Consider the following 25,864-nt stretch of genomic DNA (forward strand, 5'->3'; position numbering starts at 1 on the left):
AAACCGCAAGCTGCCTCCGGCGCTATCAGCCCACATCCCAAGCATCAGAATCCTCAAGCTCGCCCATGGCCGTCCATGATATGCGGATACGCGCGACTTTGGTGTCCCCCCATGTGCGGAAGACCATATCGAAACCCTTTTCGGTCACAGCTTCCGCCGTCACATCCGCACGCAACACAGTCCCCGCATCCATATCCCACAAGGATATCGACAGTTGGACATTTGGAACACTGAGATACTTCTCCGAGAACTTGATCCGCCGCCGCCGTTCACGCTGACCACGGCCTGTCCACATCTCGCCACCGTCCTCGAAATCCTCGAACAGAACTTCGTCACCGCTGTCTATGCCAACGATCAAACTGCGCAGCTTCTTCATAGGGGTCTTCCTGTCTTGATTTGAGCGGACCTAATACACCTGATTTATGGCATAATCACGACATGGGTAAACGCAAAAGGCCCCACACAATGGCGGGGCCTTCCGTAACGTGTTGAAATGGGATCACTCTTTGGCGGTAAGGCCCATGTGATCACCCATCGCGACCATATCAGACAACAGCTTGGCTGCGTCATCAACTGGACCAGGCTCGTTCTCGAACGCTTCTTTGACCTTGGTGTACATGGTCCGCGCTTCTTCCATGATCTCGTCCATGGTTTCCTGCGTCATGTCTTCCTTGGCCAAAGCACGCTCGGCCAGAACCGAAACGCCTGTTGCTGTGATCTCGGCGAAACCGCCGGTCACAACATACTGCGACTGCCCGTCAGGGCCGTCCACGGTCAACAAACCAGGGCGCAGCGTGGTGATGGTTGGTGCATGATCGGGCATTGCCGTCATATCACCATCCGCACCGGGTATCTGCACCGAGGCTACTTGAGCCGAGGCAAGGCGCCGCTCGGGCGACACCAGATCGAATTGCATCGTGTCTGCCATCTTGAGCGCTCCTTAAGCGGCGTCAGCCGCCATTTTCTCTGCTTTCGCAATCACTTCTTCGATGCCACCTACCATGTAGAATGCACCCTCTGGAAGGTGGTCATACTCGCCAGCAACAACCGCTTTGAATGACTGAACAGTCTCCGCAAGCGGAACCTGCTTACCATCAGCGCCGGTAAATACCTTGGCCACGTCAAACGGCTGGGACAAGAAACGCTCGATCTTACGCGCACGGGCCACTGCCAGTTTGTCGTCTTCTGAGAGTTCGTCCATGCCGAGGATCGCAATGATATCCTGCAAGGATTTGTAACGCTGCAAAACCTGCTGAACGTCAGTCGCCACTTTGTAGTGCTCTTCGCCAATAACCAACGGGTCAAGCAAACGAGATGTGGAACCAAGCGGATCAACAGCAGGGTAGATACCTTTTTCCGAGATCGAGCGGTCCAAAACCGTTGTCGCGTCGAGGTGCGCAAACGACGTCGCTGGTGCAGGGTCGGTCAAGTCATCCGCAGGTACATATACGGCCTGAACGGACGTAATGGAGCCAGCTTTTGTGGAGGTAATACGCTCCTGCATCTGACCCATATCCGTAGCCAATGTCGGCTGGTAGCCAACAGCGGAAGGAATACGACCCAACAGAGCGGAAACTTCGGAACCAGCCTGTGTGAAGCGGAAGATGTTGTCCACAAAGAACAAAACGTCTGTACCGGATTGGTCACGGAACTGCTCGGCCAACGTCAGACCTGTCAGGGCAACACGCATACGCGCACCTGGAGGTTCGTTCATCTGACCGTAAACCAGTGCCACTTTGGACTCTGTGAGGTTGTCAGGAACAATAACGTTGGATTCGATCATCTCGTGGTAAAGGTCGTTACCTTCACGCGTACGCTCACCAACACCCGCGAATACGGAGAAACCTGCGTGCACTTTGGCGATGTTGTTGATCAATTCCATAATCAGAACGGTTTTGCCAACACCAGCACCACCGAACAGACCAATTTTACCACCCTTGGCGTATGGCGCCAGAAGGTCGATCACTTTGATGCCTGTTTCCAGAACTTCAGAAGTGGTCGCCTGATCCGCAAACGCAGGCGCGTCGGCGTGAATGGAACGACGCTCGGTCGCTTCAACGGGACCTTTTTCGTCGATAGGCTCGCCTACAACGTTCATGATGCGGCCCAGTGTGGCGTTGCCAACAGGGATCGTGATCGGTGCGTCGTTGTCAGTTACTTTCTGACCGCGAACAAGACCTTCGGTCGCATCCATCGCAATGGTACGAACCGTGTTTTCGCCAAGGTGCTGAGCCACTTCGAGGATCAGCTTCTTGCCGTTGTTTTCAGTTGTCAGAGCGTTGAGAATCTGTGGCAGATTATCCTCGAACTGTACGTCAACGACCGCGCCGATGACTTGGGTGATTTTGCCGACTGCTTGTGCCATGTCGTGTTACTCCAATATCTTACAGCGCTTCCGCGCCGGAAATGATTTCGATCAGCTCGTTGGTGATGACGGCCTGACGTGAACGGTTGTAGACGATTGTGAGATCGTCGATCATATCGCCCGCGTTGCGCGTCGCATTGTCCATTGCGGACATACGCGCCCCCTGCTCGGACGCACCGTTTTCCAACAGCGCCGAGAAGATGGCAGTCGCAACACCACGTGGCAGCAAATCCGCAAGGATCGCTTCCTCGCTTGGCTCGTAATCAAACAGTGTGTCAGGCGCATCGCCTTCCGCTGCTTCGAACTTTGCCGGAATGATCTGCAATGCCGTCGGGATCTGCGTAACCACATTAACGAACTCTGCATAAAACAGCGTGGCGACATCGAATTCGCCTTCGTCAAAACGGCCCAACACGTCCTGCGCGATGCCCTGCGCGTCGACATAGCCGATGCGCTTGACCTCGGTCAGGTCAACGTGACCGATCATGTGCTTGCCCAGATCACGCTTGAGCTGGTCACGACCCTTCTTGCCAACGGTCAGGATTTTGACTTCCTTACCTTTGGCGATCAGGTCTTGAGCATGCGCACGCGCCTTTTTGGCGATGTTGGAGTTAAACCCCCCACACAGACCTTTTTCCGACGTCATAACCAACAGCAGATGCACGTCATCTTTGCCCGTACCGCTCAGCAGTTTGGGTGCAGAGTCTGATCCACCAACCGACGCCGCAAGCGACGCCATAACAGCATTGAAACGCTCCGTATAAGGGCGCGACATCTCTGCTGCTTCCTGCGCGCGGCGAAGCTTCGCCGCGGCAACCATTTGCATGGCTTTCGTGATCTTACGGGTGTTCTTCACACTCGCGATCCGGTTTTTAAGGTCCTTGAGATTGGGCATTGCCTATCTCCCCTTAAGCGAAGTCAGCAGCGAACGCGTCGAGAGCCGCTTTGATTTTATCTGCCAACTCGTCCTTCACCTTGCGGTCGTTATTGGTGATGTCTTCGAGCAGATCATTGTGGTTGCTGCGCAGGTGCTTGAGCAAGCCAGCCTCGTAGCGGCCAACAGACTTAACATCCACTTTGTCCAAGTAACCGTTCGTACCTGCATAGATGACGCAGACGATTTCGGCGTTGGTCAGCGGGTTGTACTGCGCTTGCTTCATCAGCTCTGTCAGGCGCGCACCACGCGCAAGCAACGCTTGGGTGGAGGCATCAAGATCGGAACCGAACTGAGCAAATGCTGCCATTTCGCGGTACTGAGCCAGCGACAGTTTCACCGGACCAGCAACAGAAGACATCGCCTTCGTCTGAGCGGAGGAACCGACACGTGAAACCGACAGACCGGTGTTCACAGCAGGGCGGATGCCTTGGTAAAACAATTCGGTCTCAAGGAAGATCTGACCATCCGTGATCGAAATCACGTTAGTCGGAATAAACGCGGAAACGTCACCACCTTGGGTTTCAATGATCGGCAGCGCCGTCAGGGACCCGTTACCAGCGTCATCACCAAGTTTGGCGGAACGCTCAAGCAATCTGGAGTGGAGATAGAAAACGTCACCAGGATAAGCTTCACGCCCGGGTGGACGACGCAGCAGAAGTGACATCTGACGATAAGACACAGCCTGCTTGGAGAGATCATCATAAACGATCAAAGCGTGGCGGCCATTGTCGCGGAAGTGCTCTGCCATGGCTGTCGCGGAGTACGGTGCGAGGAACTGCATAGGTGCAGGCTCGGACGCTGTCGCGGCGACAACGATGGAATACTCGATCGCGCCTGTTTCTTCGAGCTTTTTAACAAGCTGAGCAACAGTGGAACGCTTCTGGCCGATCGCAACGTACACGCAGTACATCTTCTTGCTCTCGTCGTCGCCAGCCGCTTTATTAACCTGCGCTTGGTTCAGCATCGCGTCGAGTGCGACAGCTGTTTTACCCGTCTGACGGTCACCAATGATCAATTCGCGCTGGCCACGGCCAACGGGGATCATCGCATCCACAGACTTCAGGCCCGTTGCCATCGGCTCGTGTACGGATTTACGCGGGATAATGCCCGGCGCTTTAACTTCGGCCAGACCGCGCTTGGTCGCACCAAGGGGGCCTTTGCCGTCAATGGGATTGCCCAAACCGTCAACAACACGGCCCAGCAACTCATCACCAATTGGCACGTCCACAATCGAGTTCGTACGCTTTACAACGTCGCCCTCTTTAATGTCGCGGTCGGAACCAAAGATAACAACACCAACGTTGTCCGCCTCGAGGTTCAGGGCCATACCCTGAATACCACCGGGGAATTCCACCATCTCACCGGCTTGGACATTGTCCAGACCGTAGACGCGCGCAATACCGTCGCCTACGCTGAGAACGCGGCCGACTTCGGCTACTTCAGCTTCTTGACCAAAATTCTTGATCTGGTCCTTAAGGATCGCAGAAATCTCTGCAGCTTGGATACCCATTTATCCGACCTCTTTCATTACATTCTGAAGGGAATTGAGCTTGGAGCGGATCGACGTATCGATCATCTTCGAGCCCACTTTAACAATCAAACCCCCGATGAGGGTTTCATCGACGCTCTGGTGCAGTGTCACGGTCTTGCCGGTTGTCTTCTTGAGTGACGCGGCCAGCTTGTCGGCCTGCGTCTTGGTCAGTGCCTTGGCGGATGTCACGTCCGCAGTCACTTCACCTTTGTCCTCGGCGATGATGTCACGCAGGGTTTGCACCAGCTGCGGCAGCACGAACAAACGACGCTTTTGCGCCATCAATGCCACTGTGTTTGCCATCATCGGCGAAAGTTTCATTTTCTTTGCAAGTGCCGCGATTGCGACCGCCTGCTCGTCCCGTGAGTAGATGGGCGAGTGAATAAGCGCGCGAAAATCTTCGCTTGTGCTCATTGCTTCGTGCAAAGAGGTCAAATCCGTCTCAACGGCTTTAACCTTTTTGGCCTCTTTGGCCAATTCGAATACGGCTGTCGCATAGCGCTGCGCGATACCGGTGGAAATCGAAGCTGGTTCCGACACGTCCATCCTCTCATACGTTTACACCAGCCTGCGATCATCGCTGGGCCAGTGAGTGGCGCGGCCTCTGCCAAAATTGGCAAAAGCGGTTAAATCAGGGGCGATGTAGCAGACCGTTATGTGCGCCGCAACACGCTATCGCGACGACACCGCTTCCCCAGTCCTCATGTTTTCAAGGGCTTGGCAAAAATGCGGCCTTTTGACCACGCAAATTTTTCAAGTTCCTGTCGTATTTTGCGCAATTTGGGGCGATTCTACTATCTTTAACGGTTCCCACAGTGATCATGCCAACTTTACTGAAATGCGAAACAATCACCTTCATTTTAATCTAATTGTTTCCTGCCATCGCGCATCAGGTCCTCTTTGCCCCTGAAAGATAACAATATTTGACTCATCGCAGGATTTGGCAAATGGTTAATGAAATCAGGGAGCACCACTGCCATGTCTGCACTCGCCTTGTTATCGCTTTTGGGCCTTATTCTATTTTTGCCCGCTTTCACGGACGGATCAGACGTGGACGAAGAAGAATTAACCCCCGTTGAGCCCGCGGTCGTTAACGGCACCGAAGGTGCTGACATGCTCACCGCCCAAAGCGGTGAGATAGTAAACGGTTTGGGCGGTAACGATACGCTCGTAACGGAGCAGGATTCGGACGGTGCTACCATCAACGGTAACGCAGGCAACGATATTCTTGAGTTGAGCGGCACCAACGCGACGGCAAACGGCGGCATCGGCAACGATACAATCGACTCCCGCTATATTCTGAACGGCGTTGCCGAAGGCGGCGATGGCGACGACGAGATTACCTTCTACCCCCTGCGCCCCTCCGATGCGCTCGACGGCACCGAACCCGAAGACACCAGCAGCGCTGACGGCGGCGCGGGTAATGACATAATCTTTGCGGAGGGGTTTGGCGGTGATGTTTTTGGCGGCGCAGGTGATGACCAAATCTTCGCGCAAGGTGCGCTTGAAACTGTCGATGGCGGCGATGGAAATGACACGATCTCGTATAACACCTCCGCAGAAGGCGGTAGCCTTACTCTTTCGGGTGGTGCAGGTGATGATGTCATCTCCCACGTCACGCTAAACAGCACGCCTGAAAACCTGAACAGTCTGATGATCGACGCAGGTGAAGGCGACGACAGATTGCTGTCCAACGCCAATATCGGACCAGATGCGAACAATTCCGGTGACACGCTCACAGGCGGTACTGGTTCCGACAGTTTTGAGCTTACGTTCCACCACCCCGACCTGACCGAGCCCTTCCGCGATGCGGGCGTCGTCACAACGATTACCGATTTCGACCCCGATGAAGATGTCGTTCTACTCACTCAGGGTATCGAGTCAGCTCAGGAATCCCAAGTCTCCCTCCCCTCACCCGCAGCAATTACCAGCTTCGAGATTATCGAGGCCGAAGACGGCAGCTTCACCGATGTAACTTTCCAAGCCACCGCCGCTGATACCGGCAGTGGCACAGTCACAGGCACAATTCGCCTTGCTGGCACCACCGGCGTCACCGCCGCAAACATTCAAATCGGTCCGCCCAATTTGTCCACTACGGTATAACGGCGCGCAAATTACCATAGGAGCCTATTCAATATGACCCCAATTGCCCTTCTCGCCCTTTTGGGCATAGCTTTATTTCTTCCAGTATTTATGTCCGACGATGACGCAGACGTAGAGACACCTGAAGAGCCGGAAGTACCCGAAGAACCTCTTGAGCCTACGTCATTAGTGATTGAAGGAACTGCTGAAGCGGACACTCTGAATGGTAATTCCGGCGAAATTGTAAACGCAGGCGAAGGCAACGATACCCTGACAGTGACTGAAAATGCGGCCCTTACCACGCTGAACGGCGACGGAGGAGATGATCTGTTCGACCTCGGCGGGGACGGCAACTCTGACAATACAGTCGCGAGAGGCGGCGCTGGGAATGATGTGATCACCGCAGGCCAGAACCACATCAACTTTACCGCCAATGGCGAGGGTGGCGATGATACGATCACCGTCGATAGCGACGGGGACAGCGCGATCTTGGGCGGCAACGGTGATGACCGGATTACATTCGGCGGCGACGTCGCTCAGGTCTCCGGCGGCGAAGGTGACGATTTTATGACACTGAACAGACCCAACAGTTTTGGTGGCACCGACAGCGCAATGACTGTCACTGGCGATGCGGGAAACGATTTCATTGGCATCGGGCGCTCTAATCTGACGGCTGAAGGGGGTGAAGGGAACGACCAGATCAGGCCGGGCTACTCCGCGAGTGATCCATGGACCGGGAACACATTGGATGGTGGCGCAGGGGACGATACGCTGATTGCGAATGGCACAGATAACATCCTGCTGGGCGGCGACGGCGAAGACCTTCTGCGCGATACTTTCTTCCCAAGCACCCAAAACGCCAACGTGTTGGATGGCGGCGCTGGCGACGATGTACTGGAAAGCAGATACTTTATCCGTGGCGATCAAGAGGCCGCTGTGACCGACACGTTGACTGGCGGCACTGGCAGCGACCTGTTCGACATCGAAATCGGGTTAGTCACGGACAATCCCGCCCCCTCTACTCCGGTTGCGACAATAACAGATTTCAATCCTGATGAGGACCGCCTGCGCATCGACGTCGCCAGCTTCGCCCAACAAGGGGGGTATCAGGACGTCACACTTGTCCAGGATACAGCCGCCAACAGCACCGATATCATCCTGCGCTTTGCCAATCCCGATGGCGTGTCCGCCGATACCACCGCCCTGATCCGGCTGGAGGGCGTGACAGGTTTGACCGAGGATGATCTGGAGATCGATGACGGCAGAGACGTGATTGAGGGCACCGCAGGTAACGATACCCTATCGTCCACCGATGCCGATGATGACAGTTTTCGCGGCATCGACACATTGCGCGGCCTTGCGGGCGATGATGTCCTTGTGCACGAAGCCTCCGACAGTTCGGGCCCTCTCGTGCTTGAGGGCGGTGAGGGCAACGATACGCTTGTGGCAAACGAGGTGGAGTTTGGTCAGCAAACAACACTGAATGGCGGCGCAGGCGATGACGTATTGCGCAGTGATAACTTCATCCCACGTGGCAACGGAGCCTTTGATACTTTCATCACTGGTGAAGGTGCTGACAGGATCGAGATCACGACCTTCAATGTGGGTAGCAACGACAACATTGATCTGGGACTCATCGGACTTGTTACCGATTTCACTCCCGGCGAAGATATGATTTTTGTCGATCCGTCCCAGCTCGTTCGGGAGGTTGTCCCGGATGGCGAAACCAACGGCGGCGAGGACTTTGTTGCGGAGTACACTCAAGAGTTTTCCCTGCGCGAAGATCAAGATGGTGCCTTTACCGATCTGGAATTCACCTACACCGCAATTGGCAGAACCTTGGATGGCGATCCCGTTCAAATGACGGGAATTATCCGTCTCGAGGGCCTTACCAACTTGACCGAAGACGACATTGCCTTCGCCCAGCTGGAAACACAGGCACCACTATTTGTTAGAAGTGGTGTTGCCGCAGGCATCTAAACAGGCTTGGCGCTCGGCTCCATCGCACCGATGGGATTGAGCGCGCGCTTACGCTTGACCTGCCCCTTGGGCGGATAGACCAGTTTGGTCGCCTCCACCATAAACGCGCCTCCCGCCATCATGGTGGGCAGGCTGCGGCCAACCCGCTCGAACAGGCCGCCCGACTTCATCCACATCCGCTGCCCCGAGGGGAACTGATAGAGCGCCCCTGCATGCCGCTCGGGCAAAAACTGGTGCTTGCGCAGCTGCGCATCCAGCTGCCCCGGCGAATAGGGTCGGCCATAGCCGAACGGCGTACGGTCCCGCCGCGCCCAGAGGCCCGCACGGTTCGGCACAATAAACAGCGCCTTCCCCCCCGGCCCCAGCACACGCCAACATTCTTCTAACAAATCCGACGGTCGCTCGCAGGTCTCAAGCCCGTGCAACAGCACCAGCTTGTCCACATGCCCCGTTTCGATGGGCCAGAGCGTCTCTTCGGTCAGAACTGATGTATTCGCCATTCCCGCAGGCCATGGCATAACACCCTGCGGTCCCGGCATGAGCGTGATCACTCGTCGCGCATCCTTGAGATAGGGTCGCAGCAAAGGGGCCGCAAACCCGAACCCCACAACTGTTTGGCCTTTGGCTTCGGGCCACAACTCGACCATGCGATCGCGCAATGACTTCTGCGCCGCACGTCCCAGCGCACTGCGATAGTAAAAGTTGCGCAAATCTTGCACATCAAGATGCATTGACAGAGCCCCACATTACGCCATCTTTGTACATCCTAGCGCAGCACAGGAGCCTTGCCCATGCCCTCTGAAACAATCGAGACCGACAGCCACACCCTCGTGACCATTGCATGCCTGTCTGACAATTACGCATTTTTACTACAGGATAAGGCGACAGGCAAAGTCGCGCTGATTGATGTTCCCGAAGCCGCCCCCATCGCGTCCGAGCTTTCGGCACGCGGCTGGACGCTGTCGCAAATCTGGCTTACCCACCACCACCCCGACCACATCCAAGGCGTGGCGGAACTTACTGAACAATACCCCGCTCCCCTCTACGGTGCCGCTGCAGACGCCCACCGCCTGCCCAATCTCGACACGGCACTTATAGACGGCGACACTTTCGCTCTTGGAGAGACACCGGTTCATGTTATTGACGTCTCCGGTCACACCCTTGGTCACATCGCCCTGTACACGCCGACGGCAAAAGCAGCCTTCACTGCAGACAGCTTAATGGCGCTCGGATGCGGCCGCCTGTTCGAAGGCACCCCTGCCCAGATGTACGAGAGCCTCGCCAAAATGGCCAACTGGCCCGATGACACCCTTATCTGCTCTGGCCACGAGTACACCGCCTCAAACGCAAAATTTGCCCTGACAGTCGATCCCGACAACATGGCGCTCCGAACCCGCGCTCGCGACATCGATAAGGCGCGCGCGGCAGATCGCTTTACCGTCCCCTCCCTGATGTCTTTGGAACGCGCCACAAACCCGTTTCTCCGCGCCAAAAACAGTGACCATTTCGCCGAAATTCGCGCTCAAAAAGACAGGTTTTAACCCCGCATCAAGGGCAGAGCCAATTTTTGTCCCAAGAATTGCGCACAAATCCTTCGCGAGGATTTTTCTTGGATTGTCCAACCAGTTCCGCGACACAGTGTTGCACCGTTGACTCAAACCGGCCCTAAAACCCGTCAACACCAAGAGATTAAAATAAATGTGACAACTTTCTTACAAAAAGGGGTTGAAGCTGAGCCACTATCAACCAAACTCTAAGAGTATCAGGCCATGGTCGGACAATAGGCGCTGGCATACTTCACGCCACCACCGACCCCCTTCGAAAAGGAGCACACCGTGCCTTCATTCTCGACTACACTAGAGCAGTCCATTCACGCAGCACTTGCGCTGGCGAATGCACGCAAACATGAATTCGCCACGCTGGAGCATCTTTTGCTCTCGCTGGTAGACGAGCCTGATGCCCTACAGGTGATGAAAGCCTGCTCCGTCGATGTAGACGAGTTGCGCGAAACCCTTGTGGAATTCATAGACGAAGACCTGAGCAATCTGGTCACCGACGTCGAAGGCTCCGAAGCTGTCCCCACGGCCGCTTTCCAGCGCGTGATCCAACGCGCCGCGATCCACGTGCAATCGTCGGGCCGCACTGAAGTGACCGGGGCAAACGTGCTCGTCGCCATCTTCGCGGAGCGTGAAAGCAACGCCGCCTACTTCCTGCAAGAGCAAGACATGACCCGCTATGACGCGGTCAACTATATCGCGCACGGCGTCGCCAAAGACCCCGAATACGGCGAAGCACGCCCCGTCTCAGGCGCACCGGAGCACGAGGAAGAGGCACAAGGCGTCACCGACGGCGACAAAAAAGAATCCGCGCTTGAAAAGTATTGCGTAGATTTGAACAAAAAATCCCGCGACGGCGACGTCGATCCTCTCATCGGCCGCGATTCAGAGGTGGAGCGTTGTATCCAAGTCCTCTGCCGCCGCCGCAAGAACAACCCGCTGCTGGTGGGCGACCCCGGCGTCGGCAAAACTGCCATCGCTGAAGGCCTCGCACGTAAAATCGTTGCGGGTGAGACGCCTGAAGTGCTGGAAAACACCATTATCTTCTCACTCGACATGGGTGCCCTGCTCGCAGGCACACGCTACCGTGGCGATTTTGAGGAGCGTCTCAAGGCAGTCGTGACCGAGCTTGAGGATCACGACGACGCGGTTCTCTTCATTGACGAAATCCACACTGTCATCGGTGCCGGTGCCACGTCAGGTGGCGCAATGGACGCGTCAAACTTGCTCAAACCCGCACTCGCGGGCGGCAAACTGCGCACCATGGGCTCAACAACCTACAAAGAGTTCCGCCAGCACTTTGAAAAAGACCGCGCACTCGCCCGTCGTTTCCAAAAGATCGACGTGAACGAGCCTTCCGTGGAAGACGCCCAGAAAATCCTCAAGGGCATTAAGCCCTACTTCGAGGATCACCACGGCGTGAAATACACCGCGGACGCGATCAAAACCTCTGTCGAGCTTGCGCACCGCTACATCAACGACCGCAAATTGCCCGATAGTGCTATCGACGTGATCGACGAGGCGGGTGCAGCACAGCACCTCGTCCCCGTGTCCAAGCGCCGCAAAACCATCGGCACCAAGGAAGTCGAAGCTGTCGTTGCGAAAATCGCGCGCATCCCACCGAAAAACGTCTCCAAAGACGACGTTGTCGTGCTGCGTGATCTTGAGGCGTCTCTCAAGCGGGTCGTCTTCGGTCAGGACAAGGCAATCGAGGCACTCTCGGCCGCGATCAAACTCGCCCGCGCTGGTCTGCGTGAGCCTGAAAAGCCCATCGGCAACTACCTCTTTGCCGGTCCTACAGGTGTCGGTAAAACTGAAGTCGCCAAACAGCTTGCCGATACACTCGGCGTAAAACTGCTGCGCTTTGACATGTCGGAGTACATGGAGAAACACGCCGTTTCCCGCCTCATCGGCGCCCCTCCGGGCTATGTCGGCTTCGATCAGGGTGGCATGCTCACGGACGGCGTCGACCAGGACCCGCACTGCGTTCTGCTGCTGGACGAGATGGAAAAGGCACACCCTGATGTCTATAACATCCTGCTTCAGGTCATGGACCACGGCAAACTCACCGATCACAACGGCCGCTCTGTGGACTTCCGCAATGTGGTTCTGATCATGACTTCCAACGCAGGTGCGTCCGAGCAAGCAAAAGAAGCAGTAGGCTTTGGCCGCGAAAGCCGCACAGGCGAGGCTACAGCAGCGATCGAGCGGACATTCACGCCTGAATTCCGCAACCGTCTGGATGCGGTGATTTCCTTTGGCGCGCTGCCCAAGGAGACGATTTTGCGCGTGGTCGAGAAGTTCGTATTGCAGCTTGAGGCCCAGCTTATGGACCGCAACGTCACAATCGAGCTCAGCACAAAAGCCGCAGAATGGCTCGGTGACAAAGGCTATGACGCCAAGATGGGCGCACGCCCCCTTGGCCGCGTGATCCAAGAGTATATCAAAAAGCCGCTCTCAGAAGAGTTGCTGTTTGGCAAACTCACCAAAGGTGGCGTGGTCAAAATTGGCGTCAAAAAGGGCGAACTCGACATCGTCGTCGAAGGTCCCGACAGCCCGCGTATCACCAGTAAAAAGCCACCACTGCTTACGGCTGAATAATGCGTTACGGTCTTTTGATCCTTCTCTCCCTCGCCGTGCCTGCCACGGCGGGGGAGTTGTCGTTAGTGCCCCCTATCGACTGTGATCTGACGGGTCCGTGCTACATCCAACAATATGTCGACCGCGATCCTTCCGACGACGCCTCCGATTTCACCTGCTCTGGCCTCACTTATGATGGCCATAAAGGCACCGATTTCGCCCTTCCAACCTACGACATGATTGAACAAGGGGTCGATGTCCTGGCGTCCGCTTCGGGCACCGTGCGCGGCACCCGTGACGGTATGGAAGACGTCCGATATTCCAGCCTCAATGCCGCCGAGACCAAGGACCGCGAATGTGGCAACGGCATCGTGTTGGCGCATGAGGGTGGCTGGGAAACCCAATATTGCCATCTGCGCAAAGGCTCGATTACGGTCAAAAGAGGTCAGCACGTCAGCTCAGGCGACATAATCGGCCAAGTCGGCATGTCAGGCCGCGCTGAATTCCCCCATGTCCACCTCTCCGTGCGCCGCGACGGCGAAGTAATCGACCCTTTCGATCCCGATGACGTCATCACATGCGGCAAATTGGAGACCGACACGCTCTGGTCCGAACTGCCCCCCTACCGTGCTGGCGGGATCATAAGCATTGGCGCTGCCGCAGGCATTCCCGAGTTCGCAACCATCCGCGCAAATACGGTTCCTTTGCCGAATGCTACAAGCGACGCACTGGTGATCTACGCTTCTCTCTTCGGCACTCGAAAAAGCGATGTCATCCATCTTGCCCTCGACGGCCCCGATGGTTCGGTCGTCACCCGCGACATTCTGCTGAAAAAACCGCAGGCGCAGTCATTTCGCGCCATCGGTAAAAAGCTGCGGACTGACCGCTGGCCCGCGGGTACCTACACTGGCACCGCCGAGCTGCGCCGCGCAAACAAAGTGGTCGAACGGCAGGAATTCACACTCACCATCCCCTAAACGAATGGCCACCCCACCAGTGTACGGGGGGTGCACAAGGGGTGTACGCATAACACCCCCTTATTTTTCTGTGAATTTTAGCTCGATCCGGCGGTTGCGCGCCCGCGCCTCATCTGTGTCGGCGGTGTCTACAGGCTGGTACTGCCCGAACCCGTTTGCCGCCAAACGGTCAGGTGGTATCCCTAGAAAATTCGCCATGTATTTGACTACCGACAGCGCTCGTGCTTGGCTCAATTCCCAGTTGTCAGCAAACTCGCCCAGACCCGACAGCGGCACGTTATCCGTATGCCCATCCACACGGATAACCCAATCAATCTCTTCAGGAATATCCGCCGCCACATTCCGCAGGATATCAGCGACCTTCGCTACTTCCCGGGTGCCCTCCCGCGACAGATCAGCGCCTCCAGGCGGGAAAAGCACTTCTGAGCTGAATACAAACCGATCCCCCTCAATACGCACACCCTCCTGTGCGCCCAGCACGCTGCGCAGCCGGCCAAAGAACTCCGAACGGTACTGTTCCAAATTCTTTGTCTCCGCCTCCAGCCGCTTAACCTCCGCCGCCTCCAGCTCCGCCCGCCGCCGCTCTTCCGCAGCCACACGCGCCAACGCGGTATTTAACTGTGAGCCAAGCGATTGAAGCTCAACTTCTCTTGCAATATCGTCAGCTTCCGCGCTGTCTAGCAACCCTTGAAGATTGCTCAGCTGAGCTCGCAATGCTGCAACCTGCTGGTTCAAAAGCTCTGTTTGGCGCTGTGCTGCAGCAGAGGTTTCTTGCTCTTGGGCCAGTTCTGCTTCGGCCTGCGCCAGCAACGCAGCACGGCGCTCCACCTCCGTCTGGGTCTCGTCAATATTGCTTTCAGCCGCCAATTTCGCGGCCATAGCCTCCGCCAACTGCGCCCGCAAATCATCAATTTCTACGCCTGTTTCCGTCTGTGTAGCTGCTAATCTCAAGTCCAGTTCATTCTGTGCAGACCGCGCAGCAGCAAGCAGAGTGAGCGTCTCTTCTGCCCGCTTTCGCTGCGCTTCTAACGAAAGGGTCATCGCCGTGAGTTCGGTATCGGCATTCGCCAAACGCGCCCGCAATGCCTTGGCTGCAGCCGCTTCTGCAAGGGCCACCTGTTCGCTCTCACTCAGCGCTTCTTGCGCCGCACGGGCATCCTCGCTCAGCATCTCGATCTCGCTCTCGGCCTGCGCATTGCGTGCACGCAGATCAGCAGTCAATGCTTCCAACGCCTCCCGCCTCGCCGCAGCCAAACGCGCGATTTCGGTTTGGGCATCGACCTCGCTACGGCTCGCCGCTAGAGCAAGGTTAAGCGCCTCCTGCTCACTCAGCAGCGCGGCCTCCCGCGCCTCCAAAGTACTCACTTGGCCCTGCGCAAGATCGCGATCTGATATCAATCCCGCAACTTGCGCCTCAAAGCTGGTGATCCGAGTCTGGGCTGCCAGAAGTGTCTCTTGCTGCGCTTCTCGTTCGGATTGTAACGCCGCAATAAGCGCATTTTGCTCTTCAGCCTGCGCCTGAGCATCGGAAAGCGATGAACGCAGCGCACCCATACGCGCCTCAAGATCAGTATTGTTCCGCTGCTCCAATCCGAGTGCCTGCGCGAGGGCAGCAACTTCGGAAGAGAGTTCGTCGAGCTCGGTTTCCTGACCAGAAAGCTGTTCAGTTAGAACAAATTGCATCACCATAAAGATGGTCAGAACAAACATCAGGACCAGCAAAAGTCCGGTCATGGCATCCACAAATCCCGGCCAAATAGACGCTTGAAACCGCGCGCCAGTACGTCGCGACAGCGCCACGGCTAGCGCTCCCCGCCGCCGGGCAGCTTACCTGTTGCACGCATTCGACGCGGCTCGGTGGCGCTACGCGGGGAGGAGAGGGCTTTGGTCAAGTGGGACAATTCCAGGCGCAACTCAGCCATCGTTTCTTGGCGACCAGCGGATATTTCCTCAAGTATTCTGAGCATTTGCACATCAATTGACCGCAGGCGCATACGGCTTTCCGCGTCCGAACCCGTGCTCTCAGCAGAGATTTCACGCGGTTGCTCCAGTGCGGTGATCATCCGTTCCTGCCCATCGGCAATCCGCTCCAACGCATCCGACGCGCCCCCCTGATCGCCCAGCTGCACGGCCATGCGTTCAATCGCCACAGCAAGGCTACCAAGGCGTTGCTCAACCTCGGCGCGGCCGGCCTCCGAGCGGCTAAACATCTCCTGCATGCTCTCCATCTGTTCGGCCATGTGATCTACCATACCCGCCATCACTGCCTGCTCAGGAGAATTGTCATCCCCCGCAGCAAAGCCGACCCGCGTAATCGAGCTTAGCCAGTCTTCCAACTCTTGGTAAAAGCGGTTTTGCCCGTGACCCGCAAACAGCTCAAGCAAGCCAACGATCAAAGATCCCGCGAGCCCCAAAAGAGAGGATGCAAAAGCAACGCCCATCCCCGCGAGCTGGGATTCCAATCCTGTCATCAGACGGCTGAACACATCTGTACTATTCTCGCCCGCTTGGGGTGCGAGGCTTCGAATGGTGTCCACAATGGCCGGAACAGTCGTAGCAAGGCCATAGAAAGTTCCCAAAAGGCCAAGAAAGATCAGTGTATTGACAATATAGCGTGTTATTTCACGCGCTTCATCAATGCGCGTCGCCACAGAGTCGAGGATGGACCGCGTGGACGAGGCACTGACCTGCATCCGTGCACCACGGGTTCGCAGCAAGGCTGCCAGAGGTGCAAGCATTTGCGGTGGCGTATCGCTCGGTTCATCATTGTCAGAAGCGAAATTCTCGATCCAACGAACCGACCCGATCAACTGAATCACCTGATAAAAGCAGGCCACAACACCGATCAAAAAGACAAAGAAGATGAACCCGTTCAAATACGGGTTAGCCAAAAATACAGATAGTACCCGCGGCAATGCCACGAATACCCCGAAGCCTGACAGGCCCAGAACCAACAGCATCAATGTGATCTGCCGGACTGGTTGTGAGAATTGCGGTTTTGCCTCGCGGTCTGGTTGCGCCATGCGCCCCTGCTCCTGACCTTATTGTTAGTTAGACTTATCCTAACCCGAAATCACGCCAATCCAAAGGATTTATGCAGCAATCTCACGAACCCGTGCCGCAAGCCACTCCAACGCGGGATCATGCAGGCCAAGCGACGTCAAGTGCTCTGCTGTATTGTATAGATACTCGGTATTTGGACCACGCCCGCCGATCGCATGGGCCATGATTTGCGCCTGTTCCTCAAGGGGGAGGCCGCCGCAGTATTGCTCATGTGCCTCGTCAATTACATAGACCAGCGCCGTCACGTCCTGCCCGTCTGTCAGATGAACGTTTAGTTCCTTTTCGACATAGGCAGAGGAAATCAATTCACGCTCGCGTAGATAGGCCAGTGTTTGCGCTTCCTGCCCCGCGACCACCTTGAGCGCTAAACCCTCGCAGGCCTGCGTTTCCTGCTGATCCAAGGCAAGCACAAGGCCCGGTCGTTCCACAGTCCCACGATGATGGATGGAGCGCATACAAAAGGACCGCGCATAGCCGGGCAACGTGCCAATCACGCTTTCCGCGACATCGAACCCCGGATTCCAAAGCAAACTGCCATAGCCGAATACCCACATACTCATCTGGTTCTCCTGTGTTTTGCTAGGTAAACCCCATGGGCGCGTCATTGAAAAGGGGGCTTTGCCCATGGGTCGGTTGCTTGTGAAGATATTAGTGCTGGTTGCCCTAATTTGGGGCGCATGGTGGTACATTGCGACAGGCAAACTGCAAAGCAGCTTGAACGCGTGGCTAGACGACCGCCGCGACGAAGGATGGCAAGCAGAAGTGCGCGGCATGAACCGCGCGGGTTTTCCGCTGCGCATCGGCGCGGCAGTAGATGGTCTGACGCTTGATGATCCCGAAACGCAATCCTCGCTTTTAGTGCCGCAGGTCACTCTTTTCACACCCATCTACTGGCCCGGTCATGCAACCGTCCGCCTACCGGCCGAGCCTGTGACCCTGACCACTCCGCAAGGAATCCTGACCCTGACAACGGACGGGGCCAAGGCGGCCCTGCGCCTGAATCCAGGCACATCGCTCCAGCTTGAGGCGATGCGCGGCCAAGCAGCAAATGTGAAGCTTGATTTGGTAGAAGGACGGTTGCTAAGCCTCGAAAATCTCACGGCATCTGTCCAACAAACTGCCGATCCGCAAATTTACGACATTGATCTGATCGGCAGCGGATTCGCCCCTGGCAGCATGATCCGTGAGGCCCTGCGCTTGCCGATCGCATGGCCAGACGCGTTTGAAGCTCTGCTGGCGGATGTGACAGTCAGCTTTGACCGCCCTTGGGACCGAAGTGCGCTGGAGGACAATCGCCCCCAGTTCCGCATGATACGAATAGACAGAATGGAAGCAAGTTGGGCGGATCTTCGGGTTTCACTTACGGCTGACTTGCAAGTGGCCGAAGGCGGTGTGCCGAGCGGCAAGTTGAAAGTGCAGGCACAGAATTGGCAACGAATGCTTGATCTGGCCACAGCCAGCGGCGCTTTGTCGCCCCAGATGCGCCCTCAGATCGAAAGCGGGATCACCCTGCTCTCGGGCCTATCAGGAAACAGTGATACGCTTGATCTAGATATCACAATCGAGGACGGGCGCATGCGGATGGGTTTCATCCCCTTGGGCAACGCCCCGCGACTGATCCTGCGTTAACGGCAGTACCTACCGGAACGATAGTTGGCCGTGTCAAAATGAAAATGGTCAAGGTGAAAGCGGTTTGCCTTGGGGCCAAGGACCGTACCAAAGGGTCCGCAGGCATCGGCGTGCATCTTGCGCATCGCCTTGCGGCTACCCGACGCGTTCCAGCCTTTGAGCACAGTAACCTCGCTCCCGTCCATCAGACGGAAGGCGGAGATATCAATCGCGCGACCTTTGCCATGCTCTGAAATCTTACCTGTTTTTGCGTTGTTGCGGCGGCGACATGCGTAATGTGCCGCAACCTTTATCTCGCGGAGACCGCCCCCTTTTTTGGAGAGCGCCGGCTTGGCGCTGCTATCGACCCAACTTTTTAAGGCGCGTGCCGTCCCGCAATCCATCTTTGACTTGCTGCTCAGACTCACGCCCGACACCGAGGCAATGCTCACCGCGTTCTTGATGCCACATCCCGCAATGCGACCCGGTACAGTGCCAATAACTTTGCCCTGAATAGACGGATCACCACAGACCGATCCCGCCACAAGCGCCGCTTGCTGTTGGCGCTGTTTACGAGCTGCCTTGGGAGAGCGGAATATCGGGCGCAAAGACTTGAAGAAACGGCCCTGCTCGTTCTCGATTGCCGAGCGGTCGATGGTTGCGTCCGCCGTCAGGTTTGGCCGTGCTTCGGGGCGTGCCGATGTGTCAGGACCCGCGCAAGACAGCGTGGCCATAGTGCATAAAAGAATGGTCAAACGTTTCATGGCTTATTTCCCCCACCACGGCCAAAATCAGGCGCATCAGTATCTTGGCCCGCCTCAATGATACCGCGCCGGATTGCGCGGGTGCGGGTGAAATAGGCGTGCAAATGCTCACCGTCGCCCTGACGTATCGCCCGTTGAAGCGCAAAAAGCTCTTCAGTAAATCGACCAAGGATTTCTAATGTCGCGTCTTTGTTTGAGAGGAAAACATCGCGCCACATAGTTGGATCAGAGGCAGCAATGCGGGTAAAATCCCGAAAGCCGCCAGCAGAATATTTGATCACTTCACCATCCGTTACGCGGCGCAGATCATCGGCAACACCCACCATTGTGTACGCAATCAGGTGCGGTGCGTGACTGGTCACTGCAACCACCAGATCGTGGTGATCGGCATCCATTTCCTCGACGTTCGCCCCCAGCCCTTCCCAAAAACTGCGCAGTCGCGCGATGGGTTCTGGCGTAGTACCTTCGGCGGGAACAAGCAGGCACCAGCGGTTGTCGAAAAGCTCGGCAAAACCTGAACGCGGACCCGAATGCTCGGTCCCTGCCAGCGGATGACCCGCAACAAAATGCACGCCATCGGGCAAATGTGGGGTAACTTTGTCGATGACGTCACGCTTGACCGATCCGACATCGGTGACGGTCGCACCTTTTTTAAGCGAACCTGCGATCTGCTCCATCACGCTGCCCATGACGCCTACAGGCACACACAAGACAACCAGATCGGCACCCTTCACAGCATCGTTGATGTCGTCATAGACTGTGTCACACAGACCAATTTCGCGGGCTATTTCACGCGTCTCTGCAGAACGGGCAAAGCCCGTGACTTCGCCAGCCAGCCCGCCACGCTTCATCGCCCAAAACATGGACGACGCAATAAGGCCCAGCCCGATCAGCGCCACCCGGTCATAGATTTGCGCCATTTCAGGCTTCCTTGAACTGGCGGATCGCATGGACAACGCGGCGGCATGCGCTCTCATCCCCGACAGTAATACGAAGACATGTGGGCAGGTTATATCCAGCAACACGGCGCACGATAAGGCCTTGGGATTGCAGATAGGTGTCACATGCCTCAGCTTCGGCCTGCGAGGTGAAGCGCGCAAGGATAAAGTTGGCAAGCGATACGTCAGACGGCACACCAATCTCGGCCAGCGCATCGGCAAGCCATGTCCGACAACGCGCATTCTCAGCCCGGCAATGATCGACATAAGCCACATCGCGTACAGCAGCCTCGGCTGCGGCAAGGGCAGAACTGCTTAGATTAAAGGGGCCACGTACACGGGCCAGCACGTCCATCACATGCGCGGGACCGTAACCCCAGCCGATACGTAAACCGCCCAGCCCGTAAATTTTGGAGAATGTGCGCGTCATAATCACATTCTGACGCGCATCAATCAAAGCAGCGCCTGCGTCATAACCCTCGACATATTCCGCATAGGCGCCGTCTAGAACCAAAAGCGCGTGCGAAGGGATGCCGTCAGCAAGCCGTGCAATATCGGCGGGGCCGATCATCGTTCCGGTTGGATTGTTGGGATTGGCTATGAAAACCAGCCGCGTCTTGTCGGAACAGGCGGCAAGGATTGCATCAACATCCGTGACACGCTCGTGCTCTTTCACCTCGACCGGCGTGGCCCCCGCCGCCAGTGCAGAAATGCGGTACATAGCAAATCCGTGCTCGGTGTGCACAACCTCGTCACCCTGACCCGCGTAAGCTTGACAGAGAAAGGAGATGATCTCGTCCGAGCCTGCGCCGCATAGGATGCGCGCGGGATCAAGGCCATAGACCTGACCGATAGCATTGCGCAGCTCCGCGTGATCCGAGCTGGGGTAGCGGTGCAACTGGCGGCCCGACTGCTCGTACGCTTTGATCGCCGCAGGGGACGGGCCGAACGGATTCTCGTTCGAGCTAAGCTTGAGCGCGTTTTCAACGCCTGCCACATGGGACGCGCCACCTTGGTAGAGGGCAATATCCATTATTCCGGGCTGGGGCGTGATCATCTGTGTCATATCAAGACTCTTTGCTGGTTATGGCCCTTTTAGCGGCTCAAACTCAGTACAGCCACCCGCGAATTGCATCCGTGCGCATCTGTCCGCTTAAAACGCCTCCACAAAAAGAAAACGCCCCACTGGTGGACCAGCAGGGCGCATCTGAAATTGTACGTGTAGCTGGCGAAGATTAGTTCTTCGCGTAGAATTCCACAACGAGGTTTGGCTCCATAACAACAGGGTAAGGCACATCGCCGAACGCTGGTGTACGCACGAATGTCGCTGTCATTTTGGAGTGATCCACGTCGAGGTAGTCAGGCACATCACGCTCTGCCAATTGTGTGGCCTCGATCAGTGCAACCATTTGCTTGGAACGATCACGGACTTCGATCACGTCGCCCTCTTTTACACGGTAAGAAGGAATGTTCACGAGCTTGCCGTTCACGCGAACGTGGCGGTGGTTCACGAACTGACGTGCAGCAAATACTGTTGCAACGAACTTGGCACGGTACACAACCGCGTCCAAACGACGCTCGAGCAGACCAATCAGGTTCTCACCTGTATCGCCTTTTACACGCTCGGCTTCGCCGTAGATGCGACGGAACTGTTTCTCGGTCAGGTCGCCGTAGTAGCCCTTAAGCTTCTGCTTGGCGCGCAACTGGATACCGAAGTCGGAAATTTTGCCCTTACGGCGCTGACCGTGCTGGCCGGGGCCATATTCGCGGCGATTTACTGGTGACTTTGGACGGCCCCAGATGTTTTCGCCCATACGACGGTCAATTTTATGCTTGGCAGCGGTGCGTTTTGTCACGGCTGTTCTCCTTTTTGTGGCCCCGAAAGGGGCGATAAAGGGCGTTGTCCTCTGAGCGATTGCTCCGACAGAGATCCCCTTGCGGGGCTCACCAACACCAACAGCTGCGGCCATACTATGTTCAGCAAAGAGGAGTCAATGCACACAAACATAGATTGGCAACCCGAAGCGAAACAGCGTGTCTTTGAATATCTCCAAGCCAAGCAAAGCAAGAAGTCTTAAACCACAGACAAACACGCGCATTTGGCAAGCTTGTTGATGCTTGAGGACGTGCTGCCTTGCACGAGTGCGCCAAGGCTACCTAGCCCCCGCCGACCTGTCACGATTAAGTCAGCTCCCGTTTTTTCTGCGCAGTCAACGATATGGTGCGCCGGATCCCCCACTTCCAGATAAGTCTGCGTAATCTGCTGATTACAATCGGCAGCGATTGCGCGTCCTTTGTCCAGAATTTTTTCACCAGCTTCGATCACTTCGCTATGCGAAGGCATCGTAGACACCAGATGGTAACTCGCGACGGCACCCATCGCAAAAGCCACGGTTTGAGGCTGCGGTGTGTGCACCAAATGGAGTTCCGACCCGTATTTTCCAGCAATATCACAGGCAATACGCATCGCTTTTTCAGACGTCTCGGAGCCGTCAATACCGACAACAATTTTCTTAAACATCCTTAGTCCTTTCAGGGGTTAGGCACCATCAGGCTAGCATAAAAGTCATATTGTACATTGACCTGCATCAACCCTTTGGAGGGGAAGCGCAGATATGGTGCCGGTGACATCCCACCAAATGGTCGTTCACCAGGCCGCAGGCCTCCATCCACGCATAAACAATCGTGGGGCCACAGAATTTAAACCCTGCTTTCTTGAGGTCCTTGCTGACTTGCTCTGATAACTCGGTCTCGGGCGGAACTTCCGATTGCAGCACAAATCGGTTCTGTAACGGGGCGCCGCCGACATAATCCCACATGAATGTATCAAAACCACCCTGCTCCTCCATCCGCAGCCACGCTTGCGCGTTGGTAATCGTGGCTTCAATCTTGCCGCGGTGTCGGATGATGCCTGCGTTGCCCAACAGGCGCTGGACGTCCTTCTCACCCCACATGGCAATCACATGCGGATCAAAGCCCGCAAACGCGTCGCGGAACGCCTCCCGTTTCTTCAGAATCGTGATCCAGCTCAGCCCCGCCTGAAACCCGTCGAGGATCAGTTTTTCCCACAGCGCACGGCTGTCATACTCTGGTACACCCCATTCGGTATCGTGATAGTCGATGTATATCTGTTCAGGCCCCGCCCATTCGCACCGCGTCATGTCCAGCCTCCGTTCATTAAATTCTATACTACTACGTTTGGCATAAAATTGGTCGTTTAACACCTTTTTAGCGGCTCTCGCGCAATGTCGTCTAAACCCCGCGATGCACAGCATTTCAGAGCAAAGGACGTTCACGTGAAAGGCCACACCAAACGCAAACACCCTGCCGCACAGCGCGGCACGCTCAGCCCCCTTGATTTTGCCGTAAGCAAAAACGAGCAAGGCATACTAGAAACTGTGAAGGAGGCGATTGCACATAATCAGACTCTACTGGCCTTTCAGCCGATTATGCGCGGTGACGCTCAGGGTCAGGTTGGCTTTTATGAAGGGCTCATTCGCGTTCTTGATGCCACAGGCCGCGTCATTCCTGCGGGTGATTTTATGGGCAAAATAGAAGACACCGAAACAGGGCGCGAAATTGATGTATTGGCCCTTCGGCACGGCCTAAACAGCCTCAAAAGTAATCCCCACCTGCGGCTGTCAATTAACATGTCTGCCCGCTCTATCGGCTACCGCCCCTGGATGAACTGTCTCAATCGTTTTTTAACGACGTCTCCCACTTTGGGAGAAAGGCTGATTCTCGAAATATCGGAGAGTTCGGCGATGTTGGTGCCAGAGCTGGTCATTGATTTTATGGAGCGTTTGCAACCTCGGGGGATTTGCTTTGCGATGGATAACTTCGGATCAGGCCAGATCGCGATCCGCTACTTCAAAGACTTCGATTTTGACATTCTGAAAATCGACGGTCAGTTTATGCGCGGCATCGCCCGAAATCCAGATAATCAGGCGGTGGTACGTGCTCTCTTTGGCATTGCAAAAGAATTCGACATGCTGACAGTGGCTGAATCTATTGAGACACATGAAGATGCAATAGTCGCGCGGCAGATTGGCATAGACTGCTTGCAAGGCTACTTTTTCGCAGCACCCACAACACAGCCCGACTGGCACGATGCAAAGGATGATCGCCAACGCGCCTGACATAGGCGCATCGGTCTTCTTGCCGTGTCCCGCACCATGCGGTAACCTCACATGCATGGTGGGGACAGATCAGCGCGACCCTCGCGCTCTTCTTGATTATGTTCGCCACTATCGCGTCATATTAAGAGGACCGCATTCCATGACCAACGTTGTTATCGCCTCCGCCGCCCGCACTGCCGTTGGCAGCTTTGGCGGCTCATTCGCCAACACCCCCGCCCATGATCTAGGCGCTGCTATGTTGAAAGAAATCGTCGCGCGCGCTGGCATTGATGCCGCCGAAGTTTCCGAGACGATCCTCGGTCAAGTGCTGACGGCTGCGCAGGGTCAAAACCCCGCACGTCAGGCACACGTGAACGCGGGCCTACCCATCGAATCATCTGCATGGTCAATCAATCAGGTCTGCGGCTCTGGTTTGCGGGCTGTAGCCCTCGCCGCACAGCATATCCAATTGGGCGATGCAGATATCATAGCAGCAGGTGGTCAGGAAAACATGACCATGTCCCCTCACGCCCAAGCAATGCGCGCAGGCCAGAAAATGGGTGATATGAAGCTCATCGACACGATGATCAAAGACGGTTTGTGGGATGCATTCAACGGCTACCACATGGGTCAAACCGCCGAGAATGTTGCAGAGAAATATCAAATCAGCCGCGATGATCAGGACCAGTTCGCTGTGGCCTCCCAAAACAAGGCCGAAGCCGCCCAAAAAGAGGGCCGTTTTAAAGACGAGATTTTTGCCTTTACAGTGCCGGGTCGCAAGAGCGACATCATTGTCGATGCTGACGAATACATCCGTCACGGTGCAAACCTCGAAACAATGGCTAAAATGCGCCCTGCCTTCACCAAAGATGGCTCGGTTACGGCCGCTAACGCTTCAGGATTGAACGACGGTGCCGCGGGTGCTCTCTTGATGACTGCGGAAAACGCGGAAAAGCGCGGCATCGAGCCGCTTGCACGTATCGCATCTTACGCGACTGCGGGTCTGGATCCGTCGATCATGGGCGCAGGTCCAATTTTTGCCTCCCGCAAAGCGCTGGAAAAGGCAGGCTGGTCTGTCGATGATCTCGACCTTGTCGAGGCAAATGAGGCCTTTGCCGCCCAAGCCTGTGCCGTGAACAAGGAAATGGGTTGGGATCCAGCAATTGTGAATGTGAACGGCGGCGCCATTGCCATCGGTCACCCCATCGGCGCATCCGGTGCACGGGTTCTCAATACTCTCCTCTTTGAGATGAAACGTCGCGGCGCTAAAAAAGGCCTCGCCACTCTCTGCATTGGTGGCGGTATGGGTGTTGCCATGTGCCTCGAACGGCTCTAAAAAGATTGGGCGCGTAATAAAATTGCGCG

The 25,864-nt window shown here is 56.1% G+C and carries 24 protein-coding genes; 8 read left to right on the plus strand and 16 right to left on the minus strand.

Features of this window, described 5'->3' with window-relative positions; translation table 11 throughout:
• Nucleotides 1-25 precede the first annotated feature (25 nt).
• From Q0775_RS04275 to Q0775_RS04300, 6 genes are all read right to left on the minus strand, one after another.
• Nucleotides 26-376, minus strand: coding sequence for an H-type lectin domain-containing protein (locus tag Q0775_RS04275; RefSeq protein ID WP_298858101.1), 351 nt, complete (start codon nt 374-376; stop codon nt 26-28).
• 123 nt (nt 377-499) lie between these two features.
• The gene (locus tag Q0775_RS04280) at nt 500-928 is read right to left on the minus strand and encodes a F0F1 ATP synthase subunit epsilon (RefSeq protein ID WP_298858102.1); all 429 of its coding nucleotides are present in this window, start codon (nt 926-928) and stop codon (nt 500-502) included.
• A 12-nt stretch (nt 929-940) separates the two neighbouring features.
• Nucleotides 941-2,365: a F0F1 ATP synthase subunit beta gene (gene atpD / locus Q0775_RS04285; RefSeq protein ID WP_298858103.1), complete on the minus strand. Its 1,425-nt coding sequence runs from the start codon at nt 2,363-2,365 to the stop codon at nt 941-943.
• A gap of 19 nt (nt 2,366-2,384) precedes the next feature.
• On the minus strand, nt 2,385-3,260 hold the full coding sequence (locus Q0775_RS04290) for a F0F1 ATP synthase subunit gamma (protein WP_298858104.1): 876 nt from the start codon (nt 3,258-3,260) through the stop codon (nt 2,385-2,387).
• 13 nt (nt 3,261-3,273) lie between these two features.
• Nucleotides 3,274-4,812 (minus strand): F0F1 ATP synthase subunit alpha, encoded by a 1,539-nt coding sequence (atpA, locus tag Q0775_RS04295; RefSeq protein WP_298858105.1) that lies wholly within the window; start codon nt 4,810-4,812, stop codon nt 3,274-3,276.
• Complete coding sequence (locus tag Q0775_RS04300; RefSeq protein ID WP_298858106.1) at nt 4,813-5,373, minus strand: F0F1 ATP synthase subunit delta; 561 nt, start codon at nt 5,371-5,373, stop codon at nt 4,813-4,815. It lies immediately after the preceding gene.
• Between the two features lie 438 nt (nt 5,374-5,811).
• On the opposite strand from Q0775_RS04300, the gene Q0775_RS04305 reads away from it, so the two are divergent.
• Both Q0775_RS04305 and Q0775_RS04310 read left to right on the plus strand, forming a co-directional pair.
• Nucleotides 5,812-6,936, plus strand: coding sequence for a hypothetical protein (locus tag Q0775_RS04305; RefSeq protein ID WP_298858107.1), 1,125 nt, complete (start codon nt 5,812-5,814; stop codon nt 6,934-6,936).
• Nucleotides 6,937-6,969: 33 nt separating this feature from the next.
• The gene (locus tag Q0775_RS04310; protein ID WP_298858108.1) at nt 6,970-8,895 is read left to right on the plus strand and encodes a calcium-binding protein; all 1,926 of its coding nucleotides are present in this window, start codon (nt 6,970-6,972) and stop codon (nt 8,893-8,895) included.
• Here the strand turns inward: Q0775_RS04310 and Q0775_RS04315 are convergent.
• Nucleotides 8,892-9,626 carry a methyltransferase domain-containing protein gene (locus tag Q0775_RS04315; RefSeq protein ID WP_298858109.1) on the minus strand — a complete coding sequence of 245 codons (735 nt, stop codon included), beginning with the start codon at nt 9,624-9,626 and terminating at the stop codon, nt 8,892-8,894. The two genes, Q0775_RS04310 and Q0775_RS04315, sit on opposite strands and share 4 nt — an antisense overlap.
• A gap of 60 nt (nt 9,627-9,686) precedes the next feature.
• Here Q0775_RS04315 and gloB point away from each other — a divergent pair, with 60 nt between their 5' ends.
• From gloB to Q0775_RS04330, 3 genes are all read left to right on the plus strand, one after another.
• Nucleotides 9,687-10,436, plus strand: a complete 750-nt coding sequence (gloB, locus tag Q0775_RS04320; RefSeq protein ID WP_298858110.1) for a hydroxyacylglutathione hydrolase — start codon at nt 9,687-9,689, stop codon at nt 10,434-10,436.
• A 294-nt stretch (nt 10,437-10,730) separates the two neighbouring features.
• Nucleotides 10,731-13,052 (plus strand): ATP-dependent Clp protease ATP-binding subunit ClpA, encoded by a 2,322-nt coding sequence (gene clpA / locus Q0775_RS04325; RefSeq protein WP_298858111.1) that lies wholly within the window; start codon nt 10,731-10,733, stop codon nt 13,050-13,052.
• The gene (locus Q0775_RS04330) at nt 13,052-14,008 is read left to right on the plus strand and encodes a M23 family metallopeptidase (RefSeq protein ID WP_298858112.1); all 957 of its coding nucleotides are present in this window, start codon (nt 13,052-13,054) and stop codon (nt 14,006-14,008) included. Before clpA ends, Q0775_RS04330 begins: the two co-directional genes overlap by 1 nt.
• Before the next feature lie 60 nt (nt 14,009-14,068).
• Here the strand turns inward: Q0775_RS04330 and Q0775_RS04335 are convergent, their stop codons facing one another.
• From Q0775_RS04335 to Q0775_RS04345, 3 genes are all read right to left on the minus strand, one after another.
• Entirely contained in the window at nt 14,069-15,808 is a 1,740-nt protein-coding gene (locus tag Q0775_RS04335; RefSeq protein ID WP_298858113.1) for a peptidoglycan -binding protein, read from the minus strand.
• A 2-nt stretch (nt 15,809-15,810) separates the two neighbouring features.
• Nucleotides 15,811-17,031: a biopolymer transporter ExbB gene (locus Q0775_RS04340; protein WP_298858114.1), complete on the minus strand. Its 1,221-nt coding sequence runs from the start codon at nt 17,029-17,031 to the stop codon at nt 15,811-15,813.
• A 69-nt stretch (nt 17,032-17,100) separates the two neighbouring features.
• Nucleotides 17,101-17,631, minus strand: a complete 531-nt coding sequence (locus tag Q0775_RS04345; protein ID WP_298858115.1) for a gamma-glutamylcyclotransferase — start codon at nt 17,629-17,631, stop codon at nt 17,101-17,103.
• 64 nt (nt 17,632-17,695) lie between these two features.
• Here Q0775_RS04345 and Q0775_RS04350 point away from each other — a divergent pair, with 64 nt between their 5' ends.
• Nucleotides 17,696-18,700: a DUF2125 domain-containing protein gene (locus Q0775_RS04350; protein WP_298858116.1), complete on the plus strand. Its 1,005-nt coding sequence runs from the start codon at nt 17,696-17,698 to the stop codon at nt 18,698-18,700.
• Here the strand turns inward: Q0775_RS04350 and Q0775_RS04355 are convergent.
• The 6 genes from Q0775_RS04355 to Q0775_RS04380 all read right to left on the minus strand — a co-directional run bounded on the left by Q0775_RS04355 (nt 18,697) and on the right by Q0775_RS04380 (nt 23,542).
• The gene (locus Q0775_RS04355) at nt 18,697-19,443 is read right to left on the minus strand and encodes an extensin family protein (protein ID WP_298858117.1); all 747 of its coding nucleotides are present in this window, start codon (nt 19,441-19,443) and stop codon (nt 18,697-18,699) included. The two genes, Q0775_RS04350 and Q0775_RS04355, sit on opposite strands and share 4 nt — an antisense overlap.
• Nucleotides 19,440-20,363 carry a prephenate/arogenate dehydrogenase family protein gene (locus Q0775_RS04360; RefSeq protein WP_298858118.1) on the minus strand — a complete coding sequence of 308 codons (924 nt, stop codon included), beginning with the start codon at nt 20,361-20,363 and terminating at the stop codon, nt 19,440-19,442. Before Q0775_RS04360 ends, Q0775_RS04355 begins: the two co-directional genes overlap by 4 nt.
• A 1-nt stretch (nt 20,364) precedes the next feature.
• Nucleotides 20,365-21,447, minus strand: a complete 1,083-nt coding sequence (hisC, locus tag Q0775_RS04365; RefSeq protein ID WP_298858119.1) for a histidinol-phosphate transaminase — start codon at nt 21,445-21,447, stop codon at nt 20,365-20,367.
• A 169-nt stretch (nt 21,448-21,616) separates the two neighbouring features.
• A complete protein-coding gene (gene rpsD, locus Q0775_RS04370; protein ID WP_298858120.1) occupies nt 21,617-22,237 on the minus strand; it encodes a 30S ribosomal protein S4 in 621 nt (206 codons plus the stop codon).
• A 218-nt stretch (nt 22,238-22,455) separates the two neighbouring features.
• On the minus strand, nt 22,456-22,902 hold the full coding sequence (locus Q0775_RS04375; protein ID WP_298858121.1) for a universal stress protein: 447 nt from the start codon (nt 22,900-22,902) through the stop codon (nt 22,456-22,458).
• Nucleotides 22,903-22,969: 67 nt separating this feature from the next.
• The gene (locus Q0775_RS04380; protein WP_298858122.1) at nt 22,970-23,542 is read right to left on the minus strand and encodes a DNA-3-methyladenine glycosylase I; all 573 of its coding nucleotides are present in this window, start codon (nt 23,540-23,542) and stop codon (nt 22,970-22,972) included.
• Between the two features lie 135 nt (nt 23,543-23,677).
• Between Q0775_RS04380 and Q0775_RS04385 the strand changes: the two genes are divergently transcribed.
• Both Q0775_RS04385 and Q0775_RS04390 read left to right on the plus strand, forming a co-directional pair.
• Nucleotides 23,678-24,520: an EAL domain-containing protein gene (locus tag Q0775_RS04385; RefSeq protein ID WP_298858123.1), complete on the plus strand. Its 843-nt coding sequence runs from the start codon at nt 23,678-23,680 to the stop codon at nt 24,518-24,520.
• 139 nt (nt 24,521-24,659) lie between these two features.
• On the plus strand, nt 24,660-25,835 hold the full coding sequence (locus Q0775_RS04390) for an acetyl-CoA C-acetyltransferase (RefSeq protein ID WP_298858124.1): 1,176 nt from the start codon (nt 24,660-24,662) through the stop codon (nt 25,833-25,835).
• Nucleotides 25,836-25,864 lie beyond the last annotated feature (29 nt).

It is taken from the genome of uncultured Sulfitobacter sp., assembly GCF_947499945.1.
In the GTDB taxonomy this organism is placed as follows: Bacteria; Pseudomonadota; Alphaproteobacteria; order Rhodobacterales; family Rhodobacteraceae; genus Sulfitobacter.